Origin of the sequence: Streptomyces tritici (assembly GCF_048500665.1) — a bacterium.
Classification (GTDB): domain Bacteria; phylum Actinomycetota; class Actinomycetes; order Streptomycetales; family Streptomycetaceae; genus Streptomyces; species Streptomyces tritici.
This window is the reverse complement of the sequence record NZ_CP183183.1, coordinates 6,976,348-6,991,998: the sequence shown is the minus strand read 5'-3', so window position 1 is coordinate 6,991,998 and position 15,651 is coordinate 6,976,348. Positions and strand designations below refer to the sequence as shown.

Below are 15,651 nucleotides of genomic sequence, written 5' to 3'. Positions count from 1 at the left end.
CGCCGCCCGTCCGTTCCGGTCTCCCGCACGCGAACGTCCGGCGTCGGGAACGTGACGACATGCGGCGGCCGGCGACGGGTGGACTCAGTCGACGGCGCCCATGGTCAGGCTGCGGAGCGGGCGGCCGTCCCGGTCCAGCTCCACGATGTGCGTCTTCAGGTCGGGGCCGTCGCCGGTGACGACCCGCACGCGGTCGGGGCCATCCCAGCGCACCTCGACCAGCCCGTTGGCCGGGTCGTCGCCGTTGAACGCGCCGAGCTGCCAGCGGCGGACGCCGAGTCCGGAGCCGGTGTCGACGTACACCCACCACAGCGGGTCGATCATGTCCGCGCCCTCGGTCACGACGAGCCTGCGGTCGGTGCGGCCGGGAGCCGCCTCGTCGAGCGTGTCGACCGTGAAGGAGCCCATGACGACGAGCAGCGCGATCGGGGCGGCGGCGATCGTGGCGAGCACGGCCGCCCCGATCACCAGGCCGCGCACGATGCCGTTCCGTATCGCCACGCCGATGCCCGCGACGGCCGCCACGAAGGCCAGGGCTCCGAAGAGCAGCGGATGATCGAGCACCTGGGCGACCCGGAGCAGCCCGCCGTCCCGGCCCGCCAGGTGCCCGAGTCCGGCCGCCCCCACCAGGGCGGCGGCCCCTCCGAGCAGCCAGCCGGCTCTCGCCCGGCGCTGCCGTGTCGTCAGTTCCACGTCCGGATCCCCCCACATGTGTTCGATCTTGGAGGCGCAGAGTAGCGGACCGATGGGGGTCACCGACCGGCGGCGGGCAGCCGGGTACGGACCCGGGCGGAGTCGGCGGCGGTCGATTGGCCGGAGCGTGCCCGGGTAGCCGCCGGACGTAGCCGGACCGCGACGGCGCGGACCGGACCGCGTGCCGACAGGAAGGGCGCTCATGATCCTCTCCTCTCTCTCCGCCGTGGTGGCCGTGAGCAGCGGGCCGTCGGTGTTCCTGCTCGTCGTCGGCGCCGTGATCGCCGCGCTGCTGATCGTGGCGGTCTGGTGGGGCCAGCGGTGGACCGCCCGGCGCCGTCGCGCGCCCTCGGACGCGGAGCAGCCCCCGTCGGCGCGCCGGAGGCGAAACTCGTGGCAGGCGCCCGACGACCGCCCCGACCGGTGAGGGCCGCCCCGGGGCCGCCTGCGGGCGGCCCGTTTCGGCGCGCCCGAAGGGGTTATTCGCCGGGTGTGAACAGCTTCCCGCAGGTACTGCGGTCCGCCTGGCCCTCGGGCCGCGGACCGGGACGCGTGCTGAAGGCGATGGACCGGCTGGAGAACTCACCCCGGCCGGACCGCGTCGCCGACGCCCTGATCGCCGCCGTACGGCGCCTGCCGCTCGGCCCGGCCCGGGACGTGCTCCACGGACGGTGGCTCGGTCACCCCGTCCACCCGCTCCTCGTGCAGTTCCCGATCGGCGCCTGGCTGTCCGCCGCGGTGCTCGACCTCGTGCCGGGCAAGCGCAAGGCCGCTCGCCTGCTCGTCGCCGCCGGACTGGCCGGCGCCGGGCCGGCGGCCGTCGCCGGCTGGGTCGACTGGGCGGAGATGCGCCGCCCCCAACTGCGGGTCGGGCTGGTCCACGCGGCGGCGAACATCACCGGAGTCGCCCTCTACGCCGCCTCCCTGACGGCCCGTTGCCGCGGCCGGCACGTACGCGGACGCCTCTTTGGCTACTGCGGCCTCACCGCCATCGCGGCGGGCGGTGCCCTCGGCGGCCACCTGGCCTACCGGCAGGCGGCCGGGACGAACCACGCCGAAGCGGTGACCGCGCTCGCGCCCCCCGGGTGGCACACGGTCGCCCTGCTCGCGGACCTCGTGATCGGCCGGCCGCGGCGCGGCCGGGTCGGCGACGTGCCCGTCGTGCTGGTGCGGACCGACGCGGACACGGTCCGGTGCCTGGCGGAGCGCTGCAGCCACATGGCGGGACCGCTCGCCGAGGGCGAGCTCGTCGACGGGTGCCTGCGCTGCCCCTGGCACGGCAGCACCTTCCGCCTCGACGACGGATGGAACGTGACCGGCCCGGCGACCGCGCCCCAGCCCGTCTTCGACACCCGCACCGTCGACGGCCGGGTCGAGGCACGGATCCGTACGACTCTGCGGGAGCCCTCCGGCGACGGCCCGGCGGCGGACGGCGAGTCCTGATCCCCCGCCGGTCCCTGCCCCGCCGATGACGCGCCCCCGCGCGCCCGACGCCCAGATACGGGAGGAACGATGCACGGCGACACCAAGGACGCGCCGCTCCACCGCAGCGAGCGGAAAGAGCACCCGGACCCCGGCCTGTGGGCCGTCTATCTGCGCGACCACCTGACCGGCGCCGCCGCCGGGACCGCCCTGATGCGCCGCATCGCCCGCGCGCACCGCGGCGCGCCCGAGGAGCCCCGGCTCCGCCGGCTCGCGCAGGAAACCCGGGAGGACCAGCGCAGTCTGCGCGCGTGCATGGCGCAGCTGGGCGTGCGCCCCTCGCGCGGACGCATCGCCCTCGGGCTGCTCGCCGAACGCGCCGGACGGCTGAAGCGGAACGGCCGGGTGCTGCGCCGCTCCCCGCTCAGCGACGTCGTCGAACTGGAGGCCATGCGCATGGGCGTGGAGGGCAAGGCGGCGTGCTGGCGGGCGCTCGGCACGCTGGCCCGCACCGACCCGCGCCTCGACCCCGATCACCTCGACCATCTCGTCCGCCGCGCCCGCCGCCAGGCGCGGACGCTGGAGGCGGTCCGCAGCGACTGCGTCGCCCGGCTCGCCGTGGACGGCGGGCCCGTCACGGCCTGACGCGCTCACGTTCCTGCCGCAGCCGGCGGAACTCCGCCGGGCGGTTCGCGCACACGCGCCCCGTCGGCCGGCCCAGGTGCCGGGTTCCGGCGGTGAAGTCCAGGGCGGCGAGGTCGCCGTGCCCGGACGCACGCGGCTCGGACGCGTACGCCTCGGACGCGTCCGGCTCAGGCATGGGTGATCTCGGCCATCTCGAAGTCGGCCTTGGCGGCCCCGCAGTCGGGGCAGGACCAGTCGTCGGGGATGTCCTCCCAGCGGGTCCCGGGCGGGAAGCCCTCCTCGGGCCAGCCCTCGGCCTCGTCGTAGACAAAGCCGCACACCAGGCACTGCCACTTCTTGGGGGGCGGGTTCACTCGCTCTCCTCGGACTCGAAGTCGATCTTCTCGCGGACGCCGCAGTCGGGGCAGCACCAGTCGTCGGGCACGGCGCTCCAGGGCGTGCCGGCGGGGAAGCCCTCGCGGGGGTGGCCGTTCCGTTCGTCGTAGACGTAGTCGCAGCCGGGGCAGCGGAAGCGGCTCATGCGGCGGCTCCGTACCGGGCGAGGATGCGCTCGCGCCGGGCGGGCTGGATGTTGGCGCGGGTGACGTCGCCGCCGTAGTGGGCGACCACGCGGTGGTCCATGACGCGGCGCCACAGCGGCGGGAAGTAGGCGAGGACGATCATGCCCGCGTAGCCGGTCGGCATCTCGGGCGCGTCGTCGAAGTGGCGCAGCGACTGGTAGCGGCGGGTGGGGTTGGCGTGGTGGTCGCTGTGCCGCTGGAGGTGGTAGAGGAACACGTTCGAGGCGACGTTGTCGCTGTTCCAGCTGTGCCGCGGGGCGCAGCGCTCGTACCGGCCGCTCGCGGTGCGCTCGCGCCTGAGGCCGTAGTGCTCGGTGTAGTTGATGACCTCGAGCAGGCAGAAGCCGAAGACGGCCTGGAAGGCGAGGTAGGGCAGGACGCCGGGGCCGAAGGCGAGGGCGAGGCCGGCGAAGAGGACGACGGACATGGCCCAGGCGGTGAGGATGTCGTTGTGCGGGCTCCAGACGGACTTGCCGACGCGGTCGAGCCGGGTCTTCTCCAGGTGCCAGGCGGAGGTGAGGCTGCCGGCGACGGTACGGGGCAGGAAGCGCCAGAAGCTCTCGCCGAGCCGGGCGCTGGCGGGGTCCTCGGGGGTGGCCACGCGGACGTGGTGGCCGCGGTTGTGCTCGATGTAGAAATGGCCGTAGAAGCTCTGGGCGAGGGCGATCCGGGAGAGCCAGCGCTCGGCGGACTCCTTCTTGTGGCCGAGTTCGTGGGCGGTGTTGATGGCGATGCCGCCGACACCGCCGAGGGTGACGGCGAGGCCGGTCTTGTCGGCGAGGGAGAGTCCGCCGTCGGCGAGCAGCCAGCAGCCGAGGACCAGGCCGGCGTACTGGAGGGGCAGGTAGAGGAAGATGCACCAGCGGTAGTAGCGGTCCTGTTCCAGCTGGGCGAGGGCGCTCTCCGGCGGGTTGACGGAGTCCTTGCCGATCATCTGGTCGATCACCGGGAACAGGATGTAGAGCACGCCGAAGCCGGTCCACCAGAAGAGGCCGCTGCCGGTGGCCTCGACGAGCCCCCAGCCGATGAAGGGGAACGCCGGGATGACGAGGCCGAGCAGCCAGAGGTACCGCTTGGGGTCGCGCCAGCTCAGGGGGGTGACGGTGGGTTCCACGGGGGGTTCGTCGTGCACGGCCATGCCGGCTCCTCGCCATCGAGTGGACACTTCACTTCCGTACTGTCCAGTAGTTAGACAGTGGCGACAGGTTGCGTCAATGCTCTGGCCAGACACCGATGGATAAAGTGGGGACACCATGACACGCTTTCGCGAAAGTGTTCGATCCCTGCTCCGCGAACAGGTACTGGACGCCGCCTATCACCTCGTCGCCGCGGACGGCTGGAGCGTGCTCCGGATGGCCGGGATCGCCCGCGCCGCCGGCATCAGCCGCCAGACCCTCTACAACGAGTTCGGCTCCAAGGAGGCGATCGGCAAGGCCCTCGTCCAGCGCGAGCTGGAGGGCTTCCTCGTGGGCATCCAGCGGGAGTTGGACGCCCACCGGGGCGACCTGGAGGCGGCGGCCGCGGCGGGCGTGCAGTACACCCTCCAGCAGGCCGTGGACAATCCGCTGATCAAGGCGATCCTGCTGGCCGCGCGCGGCGGCGAGGACGACCTGCTCGCCTACCTGACGACGCGTCCGGAGCCGGTGTTCGACACGGCGATGGCGATGCTCGACGCGTACGCGATCGAGGCGTGGCCGGACGTGGACGAGGAGTCGCGCGGGCTCGCCGTGGAGACGATCGTGCGCCTCACGGTCAGCCACATCGTCCAGCCGGCCGCCTCCCCCGAGGAGTCCGCACGCCGCATCGCGCGGATCACGTACCGGATCGCGCACCCGGGCGGCCGGCGGCGGTGACGGCGGAGCGACGGCCTCGGCGCGCCGCCACGGGACGTTCCGCGCGAGGGCGGCGATGATCCGGATCCACTGCACCGCCGAGGACTTCGGGCGCGTGCGGTTCGCCGCGCGCCCCGCGCCGCTCCAGGAGCTGAACGCGGCGCTCGGGATGCTCCTGCGCCGGGACGACGCCCTGCTGTACGGGCGTTGGCGCCGGCGCGTGGAACGGGCACTGCCGCCGGCCTCCCAGGCGCTCGCGGATCTGGTGCCCGCGGGGCGGGCGCCGCTGTTCCTCGACGGGTTCGAGGAGTCGCTGGACGCCGCCCTCGACGCGCCGCGGAGCACCCCGCAGGCCGTCGTCCGGGCCGAGTTGGCGCGGGTGTACGAGGGGCACGCCGTGCCTCCCCCGCTCTGGCTGCGCGGACTGCACCGGGGCGAGGCCGACGCCTGGCGGGTGCTGCGGCGGGCCCGGCTCGCCGCGTTCGAGGCCGTGCTCCGGCCTGTGTGGCCGCTCGTCCAGGACCTGCACCGTGCCGAGTTCAGCCGGCACGCGCTGACGGTGGCCGAGCGGGGCGTGGCCGCCGCCCTCACCGCGCTCGTCCCGGGCAGCAGCCTGCACGACGGCGTCTGGGCGTTCGACGGGCCGGACCGGGACGTCCGCCCCGGCGGCCGGGGGCTGCTCCTCGCGCCGACGTTCCACTGGACCGGCCGCCCCCTGCTCGGCCTGCCGCCGGGCGGGCCCTTGGTCGTCACGTACCCCGCCGGGCCGGGCCATCCACCGCCGGCCGCCGGGTCCGACGCCGGCTCCGACGGGGAGGAGCCGCTGGCCGCCGTCCTGGGCCGCACCCGGCTCGACGTGCTCCGGCTGCTGGAGCGGGAACACACCACCGGCGAGGTGGCCCGCCGGCTGCGGGTCAGCAACGCCACGGCGTCCGCGCACACCGCAGCCCTGCGCGCCGCCGGCCTGATCACGACGGTCCGCGCCGGCCGTGCGGTGCTGCACCACCGCACCGCGCTCGGCAGCCTCCTGCTCGGCACGGCGCACGGCGGCGCCCGTCCGGGTCGTCCGATCGGCTGACCCCGGCGTCACCCGTACGGGGCGGGGCCGGGGGCCGCCCTGCCGACCGTCCGCGGGCCGCCACGCGCCCAGGATGGACCGCAGAGCGGGACCGGGCGACCTCCCTCCCGGCCACCGCTCGGAAGGAGACGCGCCCATGAACCCGTCCGCACGCACCGCCCGCGTGGTCCTGCCCGCCGTCGCGGCGGCCCTGCTGCTCGCCGGCTGCGCCCAGTCCGGCGGGGCCGCCGAGCGGTCCTCCTCCACGGCGGAGTCCGGCCCGCCCGCGCCCGCGCCGACGGTCACCGGCCGGACGCCCGCCGGCACCCTGATCGTCGCCGACTTCGGCGCGGACACCGTCAGCTTCGTCGACCCGGCCCGGGGCCGGTTCGACTCGGTGCGCGTCGGCACCGCCCCGTACGGACTGGTGGTCGGCGAGGACGGCCGCGCCTGGGTGGCCACGGCCGAGGGCGTGGCCGTGGTCGACACCGCGGCCCGCGAGCGCCTCGCCCTCGTGCCGTACGAGACGGAGACCGGCCGCGCGACCACCGGCGAGTACCGCGGCGGCGGCATGGGCATCGCCCTCTCCCCCGACGGCAGGCAGGCCTACGTGGGCGTGAACGTGCCCGGCGGGAACGGCGCCCTGGAGATCGTCGACACCGAGCGGCTGGAGGTCACGGAGTCCGTCCCCGTCGGCCGGCGCCCCTTCGACGTCGACGTCTCGCGCGACGGCACGGAGGTGTACGCGACGAACCACGACTCCTTCGACATCACCGTCGTCCCGACCCGTTCCCCTTCGGACACCCGCCGGATCGAGGTCGCCCCGTACGGCACCGAGGGCGGGCTCGGCTCCTGGCTGAAGCCGCACTACGCCGCGGTCCGGGCCTCCGACGGCAGGCTGCTGCTGCCCTTCGAGGGCGAGCGGCTGGCCGTCGTCGATCCGGAGTCCGGCCGGGTGGACGTCGAGCGGATGACCGCGAACACCCACCAGCACGGCGCGGCGCTCGCCCCCGACGGCTCCCTGCTCGTCGTCGGCACCGGCCCGATCGACCTGGACGAGGACGAGGGCCCGTCCCTGACCGTCCGCAGGCCCGACGGCTCGGAGCGGGTGCACCCGCTGGAGGGACCGCACGAGGACGTCGCGGTCTCCGCCGACGGCCGCACGGCGTACGTCACCGGCGGTTTCACGCGCGACGGGTACTGGGACGGCATCACCGTGATCGACCTGGGCAGCGGGGACACCCGCCGCCTCGCGGCCGGCGAACGCCCGCTGGGCATCGCCGTGTTGTGAGGCCCCGGAGGGCGTCGGCCACGGTGTGACGACCGTGATGTGGACGTCCCGTGAAGAACCCGATCACCTGCCTGCCGCAGGGCAGTCTGTGGGCAGCACGCGACCGCGACGGCGATCCAGGTTCCCCGGAGGGCGACACGCATGGCAGACACCGCAGGGCCCGAGGGGGTCGGGCGGCGCAGGGTGCTGGCGTACCTGCTGGCCGCGCCGACCCTCGCCGTCGGGGTACGGCTCGGGGCGGACGCCGTCGCCCCGCAGTCCGCGCGGGCGGCCGTCCCGACGCTGCCGCAGCCGGAGAACCTCTTCGACCTGGGGGACATGCAGAACCTGGCCGCGGCCCCCACCTCCGGCCTGGTCACGGTGCGCCTCCACACGGACGGCACGGCGTCGTTCGAGGTGCCGCGCGCCGAGGTCGGCCAGGGCATGACCACGGCCGTCGCGATGCTGATCGCCGAGGAGCTGGACCTGCCGCTGGAGCGGGTCCGGGTCACCTCGGCGGACGCCCGGCCGGAACTGCTGATGAACCAGCTCACCGGCGGCTCGAACTCGATGCGCAGCCTGTACCTGCCGGTCCGCACCGCCGCGGCGGTCGCCCGGCAGCGGCTGGTGGAGACGGCCGCGGCTCAGTGGGGCGTCCCGGCCGACCGGCTGACGACGCGTGACGGGGTCGTGGCGTACGGGAGGGCGCGCAGCGCCCCGTACGGCTCGCTCGCCGAGGCGGCGGCCGGCACGGCGACGACCGCGCTGACGGCGCGGCTCAAGGACCCCGCCGAGTTCCGGATCGTGGGCACCCCGCGCAGCCGGGTCGACGCGCGGGACATCGTGACGGGGCGCAAGAAGTACGGCATGGACCTCCAGGTGCCGGGCGCGAAGCCGGCGATGGTGCGGCGCCCGCCGACGATCAACGGCACGGTGGTGGCGGTGCACAACGCCGACGCGGTGCGCGCGATACCGGGCATCACCGACGTCGTCACGGTCCGGCACGGCGTGGCGGTGCGCGGCGACACCTTCGGCCAGTGCGTCGACGCGCTGCGGGCGCTTGAGGTGACCTGGGGTCCGGGCACGGTGGACGGCGAGTCCGACGCGACCGTGCACGCCAAGCTGAAGCGGGCGGCGCTGCCGATGGCGGTGCCGCCGCTGCTGACGAAGAAGGTGGACGCCGAGTTCACCTTCGCGTTCGCCAGCAACACGCCGCTGGAGCCGGACAACGCGATCGCGGACGTGCGGGAGGACCGGGCGGAGATCTGGGCCAGTCTGAAGGTGCCGATCGTCGCGCAGCGGGAGATCGCGGCGCAGCTCGGGCTGCCGCAGTCGGCCGTGACGGTGCATGTGGTCGACGGCGGCGGCTCGTTCGGCCGGCACCTCTTCCACGACGTGGCGGCGGAGGCGGCCGAGATCTCGCAGAAGACGGGCAAGCCGGTCAAGCTGTCCTGGTCGCGGACCGACACCTTCCGCCAGGGGCGCGCCCACCCGATGAGCATCTCGCGGGTGCGGGCCACGTACGCGCTGGGCAACGTGCTCAGCTTCGAGCAGCGGCACACCAGTTCCGAGACCGACTTCGGCCACGGGCTCGGCGAGATGATCACGTCGACGGCGGCGCGGCTGCCGGTGGCGGGCAATCTGTCGTTCGCCGAGACGATCTTCGCGCTGACGCAGTCGTCGCCCTACCACTTCGGCGTCACCACGCAGGTGCTGAACGAGGTGCCGCTGAAGTTCAACACCGGCAGCATGCGAAACATCTACTCGCCGAACGTGGCGTGCGCCCGCGAACTGGTGGTGGACGAGCTGGCGCGGCAGATGGACAAGGACCCGGTGGCGTTCCGGCGGGAGTTCCTGCGGGACGAGCGGCTGCGCGCCGTGCTCGACAAGGCGGCCGAGGCAGGCGAGTGGGGCCGGTCGCTGCCGGCCGGGGTGGCGCAGGGCATCGGGCTGCACGCCGAGTACCGGGGCGCGGTGGCCGCGCTGGTCGAGATCGACTGCCGTCCGGAGACGGTGAACCGGAAGATCCCGAACGCGGTCACCGGCCCGCGGGTCACGCGTGCGCTGATCGTCGTCGACGCGGGTCTGCCGATCAACCCGCGCGGTCTGGAGGCGCAGATGATGGGCGGGTTCAACGACGCCCTCGCCCTGGCGCTCACCTCCAGCCTGCACATCGAGGACGGCATCCCGCTGGAGGGCAGCTGGGACCAGTACTTCTACACGCGCCAGTGGAACACCCCACCGGAGCTGAAGGTCCTCGTCATGCCGGCGACCTCGGAGAGTCCCGGCGGCGCGGGCGAGCTGGGCGTCGCGCCCGCGTTCGCCGCGATCGCCTGCGCGTACGCCCGGGCCACCGGCGCGATGCCGACCCGCTTCCCGGTCAACCACGGCACGCTGAGCTTCACGCCGCCGCCGCTCGAACCGTCCACGCCGCAGTCCCCCACCGACGGTCTCGACCACGCCTACTGAAGGAGCCCCCATGCCCCGCCACACCTTCACGCTCAACGGCGAGGTCGTCACCGTCGAGGCCGAGGACGACGTCCGGCTGCTGTGGGTCCTGCGCGACCTGCTCGGCGTGACCGGTCCCAAGTACGGCTGCGGGCTCGGCGTCTGCCAGTCCTGCACCTCGCACATCAACGGCAAGGCGTTCAACCCCTGTTCGGTCCCGGTGTCGAAGCTCTCGGAGGACGACGAGGTCACCACCATCGAGGGCCTGGCCGCCAGTGTCGGGAAGGACCTGCACCCGATGCAGGAGGCGTGGCTGGAGCTGGACGTCGCGCAGTGCGGCTACTGCCAGCCGGGGCAGATCATGACCGCGGTCGCCAAGGTGCGGCAGGCCGCCGCGGAGGGCCGTGAGCTCACCGACGCCGATCTGGACCAGATCCGGAACATCTGCCGGTGCGGCACGTACAACCGGATCCGCGAGGCGATCAAGGCGGGCGCCCGGCGCATGTAGAGCTCTCGTGTCAGAGGTTCCGCGCATGAGAGCCGTCGTGCCGGAGGACCCGCCCGACGTGCCCGGCGGCGGGGCGCGGCGCACCATGAGGGCATGGACGGTTCTCTGCAGAGCGTCAGCGGGCCGGGGCGGGTCGCGGATCCCGGGGAGGGCATCAGCACGCAGGAGCTGGCGCTGGCGGCCCGCAACCACGGGCTGCCGCTGGAGGGCCTGCGGTACGACGTGACCCCGCCTGGGCTGCACTACGTGCTGGTCCACTACGACATCCCCGCCGTCGACGCGACCGGCTGGGAGCTGACGGTGGACGGCCTGGTGCGCACGCCGCTCGCGCTGGACATCGCGGCGCTGCGCTCGTACCCGGCGGTCACGCATCGGGTGACCATGGAGTGCGCCGGCAACGGGCGGGCGCTGCTCAGCCCGAGGCCGGTCAGTCAGCCGTGGCTGGTGGAGGCGGTCGGGACGGCCGAGTGGACGGGCGTGCCGCTGCGGATCCTGCTCGACGAGGCGGGGGTGGAGCCGGGGGCGGTGGAGGCCGTGTTCACGGGCGCGGACCACGGCGTCGAGCGGGGCGTGGAGCAGGACTACCGGCGCAGCCTGCCGCTGGACGTGGCGCTCGGGGACTTCCCCGAGGTGCTGGTCGCGTACGCGATGAACGGGGAGCCGCTGCCTCCGCAGCACGGGTACCCCATCCGGCTGGTGGTGCCCGGCTGGTACGGGATGGCGCAGGTGAAGTGGCTCCGTGAGGTGACCGTCGTGGACGCCCCGTTCACGGGGTTCCAGCAGTCCGTGGCGTACCGGATCCGGCAGTCGGCGGACGAGCCCGGGGAGCCGGTCACCCGGATCGCGCCGCGCGCGCTGATGGCGCCGCCGGGCTTCCCGGACTTCATGTCGCGGCACCGGGTGGTCCGGCCCGGACTCGTCGCCCTGGAGGGGCGGGCGTGGTCGGGGTGGGCGCCGGTCGAGCGGGTCGAGGTGAGCACCGACGGCGGCGGGACGTGGACGGACGCGGACGTGGGACGGCAGGCCCGGCATCCGTGGGCGTGGGCGGGCTGGCGGGTGCTGTGGACGGCCACGCCGGGCTCGTACGTGCTGGCGGTGCGGGCGACCGACGTCGACGGGCGCACGCAGCCGCTGGAACAGCCGTGGAACCGGGGCGGGTTCGCGAACAACCTGGTGCAGCGCGTCCCGGTGCTGTGTGTGAGCCCGTGACCACGGAAGGTGTGCGGCCGGCGGGTTCCTCCGGCGTGGTCGGGGACGGCGTGCCGTGGGATCATTTTCCCGTAGGAGCGACCCAAGGGGGCGCCATGTCCCGCATCGAAGAGACCATCGACATCTCTCGCAGCCCCGAGGAAGTCTTCACGTACATGATGGATCCGGCGCACATGCCGGAATGGCAGGAGAGCGCCGTCTCGGCCCGCAAGGTGACCGCCGGACCGCTCGGCGTCGGCTCCCGGATCTCGGTGAAGCGGCGTCTCGGCCGCCGCGAGATGCCGATGACCATGGAGGTCACGGAGTTCGACCCGCCGCGCAGTTGGCACTTCCACGGAGTGGACGGTCCGGTCCGCGGCGATGTGCAGGGCACCATCGCACCGCTCGAGGAGGGCAGGAGGTCCCGGGTGACCCTGTCCGTCGACTTCGAGTCGCACGGCATCGGCAAGGTGCTGGTCCCGATGGTGGTCAAGCCGCAGGTCCGCAAGGAGATGCCGCGCAACGAGGAGCACCTCAGGGACCTGCTGGAGTCCGGCACGGTGTGAGGCGGGTGCGGCCGGGCCCGTGCCGGTGCCCGGCCGCGGCCGCTCAGTCCCGCAGCGCGTCGGCCGTCGGGACGACCAGGCCGAACAGGTCGGTGACGGTGGTCAGCGCGGCGGCCTGCAGGGCCTGGGCGGGCAGGACGGCGCCGTCCGGGCCGGCCAGGGAGCGGGTGGCGGTGGCGTCGGCGACGACGGTCGGCCGGTAGCCGAGGTGGAAGGCCCCCTGCGCGGTGTGGGCGACGCACATGTGCGTCATGAATCCGGCCAGGACGAGGTCCTTTCCGCTGCCCGGCGCGGCGCCGAGGCCGGTGAGGGTTCGCGCCAGGTCGGTGTCGTGGAAGGCGTTCGGGAAGCCCTTGACGACGACGGCCTCGCCCTCGGCCGGCGCGACCTCGTCGCTGATCGCGCCGATGTGCGCGCGGATGTCGTACGGGCTGCCCTCGCCGGCGTCGTTGAGGACGTGCACGACCGGCGTGCCGGCGGCGCGGGCGCGGGCGAGCAGCGCGGCTCCCGCCTTGAGGGCCTCCTCGGCGCCGGGGAGGGCCATGACGCCCGTGCGGTAGGTGTTCTGGAAGTCGATCAGGACGAGGACCGACTCGCCCAGCCGCGGCAACCGGTTGTCGAGACCGAAGACCTCGCGGAGGGACGCGGACGGGGTGGTGACGGACATGGGGAACCTTTCGGTCGAGGCGGTGTGACGGGGGCGTGCGGGCAGGGCGAAGTGCTCCGCCTCGCCGCATGCCGAGGGGAACGTGGTCGGTGGGGAGCCGGGGGCGGGTCAGCCCGTCCCGGCGGGGGAGCCGGAGCCGGTCAGCCCGTCCCGGCGGTGGGAGCCGTGGCGGGTCGGCCCGTCCCGGTGGTGCGGAAGCGACGGCGGTAGGCCGCGGGGGTCGTCGCGAGCTGCCGCCGGATCGCCCGGTGCAGCGTCTCCGGCGAGCCCAGCCCGGAGGCGGCGGCCACCGCGTCGAGCGGGGCGTCGGTCGTCTCCAGGAGCCGCCGGGCCACTTCGACGCGGGCGGCCTCCACGTAGGCGGCGGGGCTGGTGCCGGTCTCCTGGCGGAAGACCCGGGCGAAGTGCCGCTCGCTCAGGCACATCCGGGCGGCCAGGGCCGCCGCGGACAGGTCCTCGCCCAGGTGGTCGGCGATCCACAGGCGCAGGTCGTCGATGTCCCGCCGGGTCGCGGCGGGCCTGCTGAGGGGGACGGAGAACTGGCTCTGCCCGCCCTGCCGTTTGAGGTACATGACGAGCTGGCGGGCCACCGCCAGGGCGGCCTGCTCGCCCTGGTCCTCGGCGACCAGGGCGAGGGCGAGGTCGAGGCAGGCGCTGATCCCGGCGCCGGTCCACAGCCGGCCCCGGTCGGTCCGGACGAAGATCGGATCGGGGTCGACCGTCACCTCCGGGTGATCGGCGGCCAGTTGGGCCGCGGTGGACCAGTGGGTGGTGGCCGTCCTGCCGTCGAGCAGCCCCGCGGCCGCCAGGACGTGCGCGCCGACGCAGACCGACGCGACGCGCCGGGCGTGCGGGGCGGTGCGCCGGACCCAGTCGACGACGGTGTCGTCGAGGCGGGCGACCGGACCGGCGTCGGTCATGTCGACCGCGCCGGGCACGAGGAGGGTGTCCACCCGGCCGCCGACCTCCTCGAAGGACAGGTCGGTGACCAGCCGCACCCCCGCCGAGGTCCGCACCTCGCCGACGGTCGGCCCGGCGAGCCGGACCTCGTAGCCGGCGCGGCCCGCAGCCTGACGGTTGGCCAGCGCGAAGACCTCGGCCGGGCCGGTCACGTCGAGGAGGTCGACATCGGGGAAGACCGCGATGACGACACGGTGCGGAAGGGGCATGCCCTCATCCTCCGTGCCGTGCGCGATGGCCGCAATGACGCTTCTCTGTCACATCCGGACATGCGCCGGGCGGCCCGCAGGAGAAAGTCCAACAGGTGCCCCGGGCACGGCCCGTGAAGGCCCCGCGAGGGCGCTGGAACGGCCCCGTAAGGCCCGTACGGGCGGCGGGAGAGGGGTCCGGTCGAGGCAGGGGCGCGGACCCCGCAGACGCCCTCCCACCCCCTCACCGCACCAGCTCTGACCTGGGCTTTCTCCGTGTCTCGGCATAGTGTCGGGGACGTCGCGAAAGGAGCCCGGATGCACCGGAACATACGCACGGTCGAGGACGTACTGCGCCTGATGGACGAGCTGTTCGCCCCCGAGGCGGACCGCTGGACGGCGGACGGCGCCGGCTGGTGGGACGGCTTCTACGCCGACCGCTCGAAGCCGGTGCCGTTCTTCGTGGCGAAGCCGGACGAGAGCCTGGCGGCGCACGTGGAACGAGGTCTCGTCCCGTCCGGCGGCCGGGTGCTGGACCTCGGCTGCGGCCCGGGCCGCAACGCGCTGTACCTCGCCTCGCGCGGGTTCCGGGTGGACGCGATCGACCTGTCCTCGTCGGCACTGGAGTGGGCGGCGGAGCGGGCCCGGGAGTCCGGGGCGGAGGTGCGGTTCGTGTGCGGGGACGCGTTCGGCGAGGCCGGCGCGGCGCTGGAGGGGCCCTACGACCTCATCCACGACTCGGGCTGCTTCCACCATCTTCCGCCGCACCGCCGGGTCAGTTACCTCGCGCTGCTCGGCCGGCTGCTGGCTCCGGGCGGCCATCTGTCGATGACGTGCTTCGCGGCGGGCGGGATGGGCTCGGAGCTGCCCGACGCGGCGTTCTACCGGGAGGCGGGACTGCAGGGCGGTCTCGCGTACACGGCGGAGGAACTGCGCTGGATCTTCGGCGAGCTGACGGAGGTGGAGCTGCGGCGCATGACGGACGAACCGGACGACTCTGCGCGCTTCGGCGAGCCGTTCCTGTGGACGGCGCTGTTCCGCCGCTGAGCGCACTGAGTACCCGAGGGCGGCGGATCTGAGTACCTCAGCGCATCCGCCCGGGCGCGGCCGTTGCTGGAATGAAGGCATGACCTTCGCAGACCGGCGGCCGCGCCCCCGCATCCAGCACGTCACCGTGGCCGGCACCGCCCTCGCCGCGGCCGTGCTGCCCCTGGTGGTGGGCGTCCTGCTCGCCAAGGCCGCCGCGGCCGACCCGATGACGTCGGTCAACGCCCTGATCACGAACGGCGCCCACCGCCCGCGCCTCTCCCCCGCGGAATGGCGCACCTGCGGCCGCAACGCCCTGCGCCGCCGCCGCGCGTGGCGCCGGGCCCAGGAGACCCACCGCGCCTGACGCGGTCCGCGCCCCTTGTGCGCTGGGCCGGCCGGGGCGGGCGCGCCCAGCACACCCCACACGAACGGGTGACGACGGTCGACCGGGCCGTTCGAAGGCCGGGCGCGGAGGAACCGGGAAGCGGGCATGTGAGCGGTCCTGGCCGGGGACCGCCGAACGGCGCAGCCGTCGATTTGCCTCCGCATAAATCCCTACTTATGCCCATACTCTCGTCTTGCGTTTTCCGAGAGAGTGCTCCGCTTGTCGGTTGGTCC

19 protein-coding genes are annotated in these 15,651 nt (G+C 74.2%); 12 read left to right on the top strand and 7 right to left on the bottom strand.

Annotated features, from left to right (window positions below):
* Positions 1–84 precede the first annotated feature (84 nt).
* Positions 85–693, bottom strand: coding sequence for a hypothetical protein (locus ACNJ93_RS32300; RefSeq protein ID WP_418961018.1), 609 nt, complete (start codon positions 691–693; stop codon positions 85–87).
* A gap of 202 nt (positions 694–895) precedes the next feature.
* On the opposite strand from ACNJ93_RS32300, the gene ACNJ93_RS32295 reads away from it, so the two are divergent.
* From ACNJ93_RS32295 to ACNJ93_RS32285, 3 genes are all read left to right on the top strand, one after another.
* A complete protein-coding gene (locus tag ACNJ93_RS32295) occupies positions 896–1,120 on the top strand; it encodes a DUF6479 family protein (RefSeq protein WP_418961017.1) in 225 nt (74 codons plus the stop codon).
* 137 nt (positions 1,121–1,257) lie between these two features.
* Positions 1,258–2,136 (top strand): Rieske 2Fe-2S domain-containing protein, encoded by an 879-nt coding sequence (locus tag ACNJ93_RS32290; protein ID WP_418961599.1) that lies wholly within the window; start codon positions 1,258–1,260, stop codon positions 2,134–2,136.
* A 69-nt stretch (positions 2,137–2,205) separates the two neighbouring features.
* Positions 2,206–2,760 (top strand): hypothetical protein, encoded by a 555-nt coding sequence (locus tag ACNJ93_RS32285; protein WP_418961016.1) that lies wholly within the window; start codon positions 2,206–2,208, stop codon positions 2,758–2,760.
* Here the strand turns inward: ACNJ93_RS32285 and ACNJ93_RS32280 are convergent.
* Genes ACNJ93_RS32280 through ACNJ93_RS32265 form a run of 4 tightly spaced genes read right to left on the bottom strand, consistent with a single transcriptional unit; the run spans position 2,750 to position 4,458 of the window.
* A complete protein-coding gene (locus tag ACNJ93_RS32280; RefSeq protein ID WP_418961015.1) occupies positions 2,750–2,935 on the bottom strand; it encodes a hypothetical protein in 186 nt (61 codons plus the stop codon). The genes ACNJ93_RS32285 and ACNJ93_RS32280 overlap by 11 nt on opposite strands.
* Positions 2,928–3,113 (bottom strand): rubredoxin, encoded by a 186-nt coding sequence (locus ACNJ93_RS32275; RefSeq protein WP_418961014.1) that lies wholly within the window; start codon positions 3,111–3,113, stop codon positions 2,928–2,930. Before ACNJ93_RS32275 ends, ACNJ93_RS32280 begins: the two co-directional genes overlap by 8 nt.
* Complete coding sequence (locus ACNJ93_RS32270; RefSeq protein ID WP_418961013.1) at positions 3,110–3,280, bottom strand: rubredoxin; 171 nt, start codon at positions 3,278–3,280, stop codon at positions 3,110–3,112. Before ACNJ93_RS32270 ends, ACNJ93_RS32275 begins: the two co-directional genes overlap by 4 nt.
* On the bottom strand, positions 3,277–4,458 hold the full coding sequence (locus ACNJ93_RS32265; protein ID WP_418961012.1) for an alkane 1-monooxygenase: 1,182 nt from the start codon (positions 4,456–4,458) through the stop codon (positions 3,277–3,279). The genes ACNJ93_RS32270 and ACNJ93_RS32265 overlap by 4 nt, the downstream gene beginning before the upstream one ends.
* A gap of 115 nt (positions 4,459–4,573) precedes the next feature.
* On the opposite strand from ACNJ93_RS32265, the gene ACNJ93_RS32260 reads away from it, so the two are divergent.
* From ACNJ93_RS32260 to ACNJ93_RS32230, 7 genes are all read left to right on the top strand, one after another.
* Positions 4,574–5,173 (top strand): TetR family transcriptional regulator, encoded by a 600-nt coding sequence (locus tag ACNJ93_RS32260; protein WP_418961011.1) that lies wholly within the window; start codon positions 4,574–4,576, stop codon positions 5,171–5,173.
* A 55-nt stretch (positions 5,174–5,228) separates the two neighbouring features.
* On the top strand, positions 5,229–6,230 hold the full coding sequence (locus ACNJ93_RS32255) for an ArsR/SmtB family transcription factor (protein WP_418961010.1): 1,002 nt from the start codon (positions 5,229–5,231) through the stop codon (positions 6,228–6,230).
* A 136-nt stretch (positions 6,231–6,366) separates the two neighbouring features.
* A complete protein-coding gene (locus ACNJ93_RS32250; protein WP_418961009.1) occupies positions 6,367–7,500 on the top strand; it encodes a YncE family protein in 1,134 nt (377 codons plus the stop codon).
* Positions 7,501–7,641: 141 nt separating this feature from the next.
* Entirely contained in the window at positions 7,642–9,948 is a 2,307-nt protein-coding gene (locus ACNJ93_RS32245) for a molybdopterin cofactor-binding domain-containing protein (RefSeq protein ID WP_418961008.1), read from the top strand.
* 10 nt (positions 9,949–9,958) lie between these two features.
* Positions 9,959–10,435, top strand: a complete 477-nt coding sequence (locus ACNJ93_RS32240) for a (2Fe-2S)-binding protein (protein ID WP_418961007.1) — start codon at positions 9,959–9,961, stop codon at positions 10,433–10,435.
* A gap of 93 nt (positions 10,436–10,528) precedes the next feature.
* Complete coding sequence (locus tag ACNJ93_RS32235; protein ID WP_418961006.1) at positions 10,529–11,644, top strand: sulfite oxidase; 1,116 nt, start codon at positions 10,529–10,531, stop codon at positions 11,642–11,644.
* A 95-nt stretch (positions 11,645–11,739) separates the two neighbouring features.
* The gene (locus tag ACNJ93_RS32230; RefSeq protein WP_418961005.1) at positions 11,740–12,189 is read left to right on the top strand and encodes an SRPBCC family protein; all 450 of its coding nucleotides are present in this window, start codon (positions 11,740–11,742) and stop codon (positions 12,187–12,189) included.
* Positions 12,190–12,232: 43 nt separating this feature from the next.
* Here the strand turns inward: ACNJ93_RS32230 and ACNJ93_RS32225 are convergent, their stop codons facing one another.
* Together ACNJ93_RS32225 and ACNJ93_RS32220 are read right to left on the bottom strand one after the other, a co-directional pair.
* Positions 12,233–12,856 carry an isochorismatase family protein gene (locus tag ACNJ93_RS32225; RefSeq protein WP_418961004.1) on the bottom strand — a complete coding sequence of 208 codons (624 nt, stop codon included), beginning with the start codon at positions 12,854–12,856 and terminating at the stop codon, positions 12,233–12,235.
* Positions 12,857–12,996: 140 nt separating this feature from the next.
* Entirely contained in the window at positions 12,997–14,025 is a 1,029-nt protein-coding gene (locus ACNJ93_RS32220; RefSeq protein WP_418961003.1) for a GlxA family transcriptional regulator, read from the bottom strand.
* Positions 14,026–14,322: 297 nt separating this feature from the next.
* Here ACNJ93_RS32220 and ACNJ93_RS32215 point away from each other — a divergent pair, with 297 nt between their 5' ends.
* Both ACNJ93_RS32215 and ACNJ93_RS32210 read left to right on the top strand, forming a co-directional pair.
* Positions 14,323–15,051 (top strand): class I SAM-dependent methyltransferase, encoded by a 729-nt coding sequence (locus tag ACNJ93_RS32215; RefSeq protein ID WP_418961002.1) that lies wholly within the window; start codon positions 14,323–14,325, stop codon positions 15,049–15,051.
* Positions 15,052–15,130: 79 nt separating this feature from the next.
* Positions 15,131–15,397 (top strand): hypothetical protein, encoded by a 267-nt coding sequence (locus ACNJ93_RS32210; RefSeq protein ID WP_418961001.1) that lies wholly within the window; start codon positions 15,131–15,133, stop codon positions 15,395–15,397.
* Positions 15,398–15,651 lie beyond the last annotated feature (254 nt).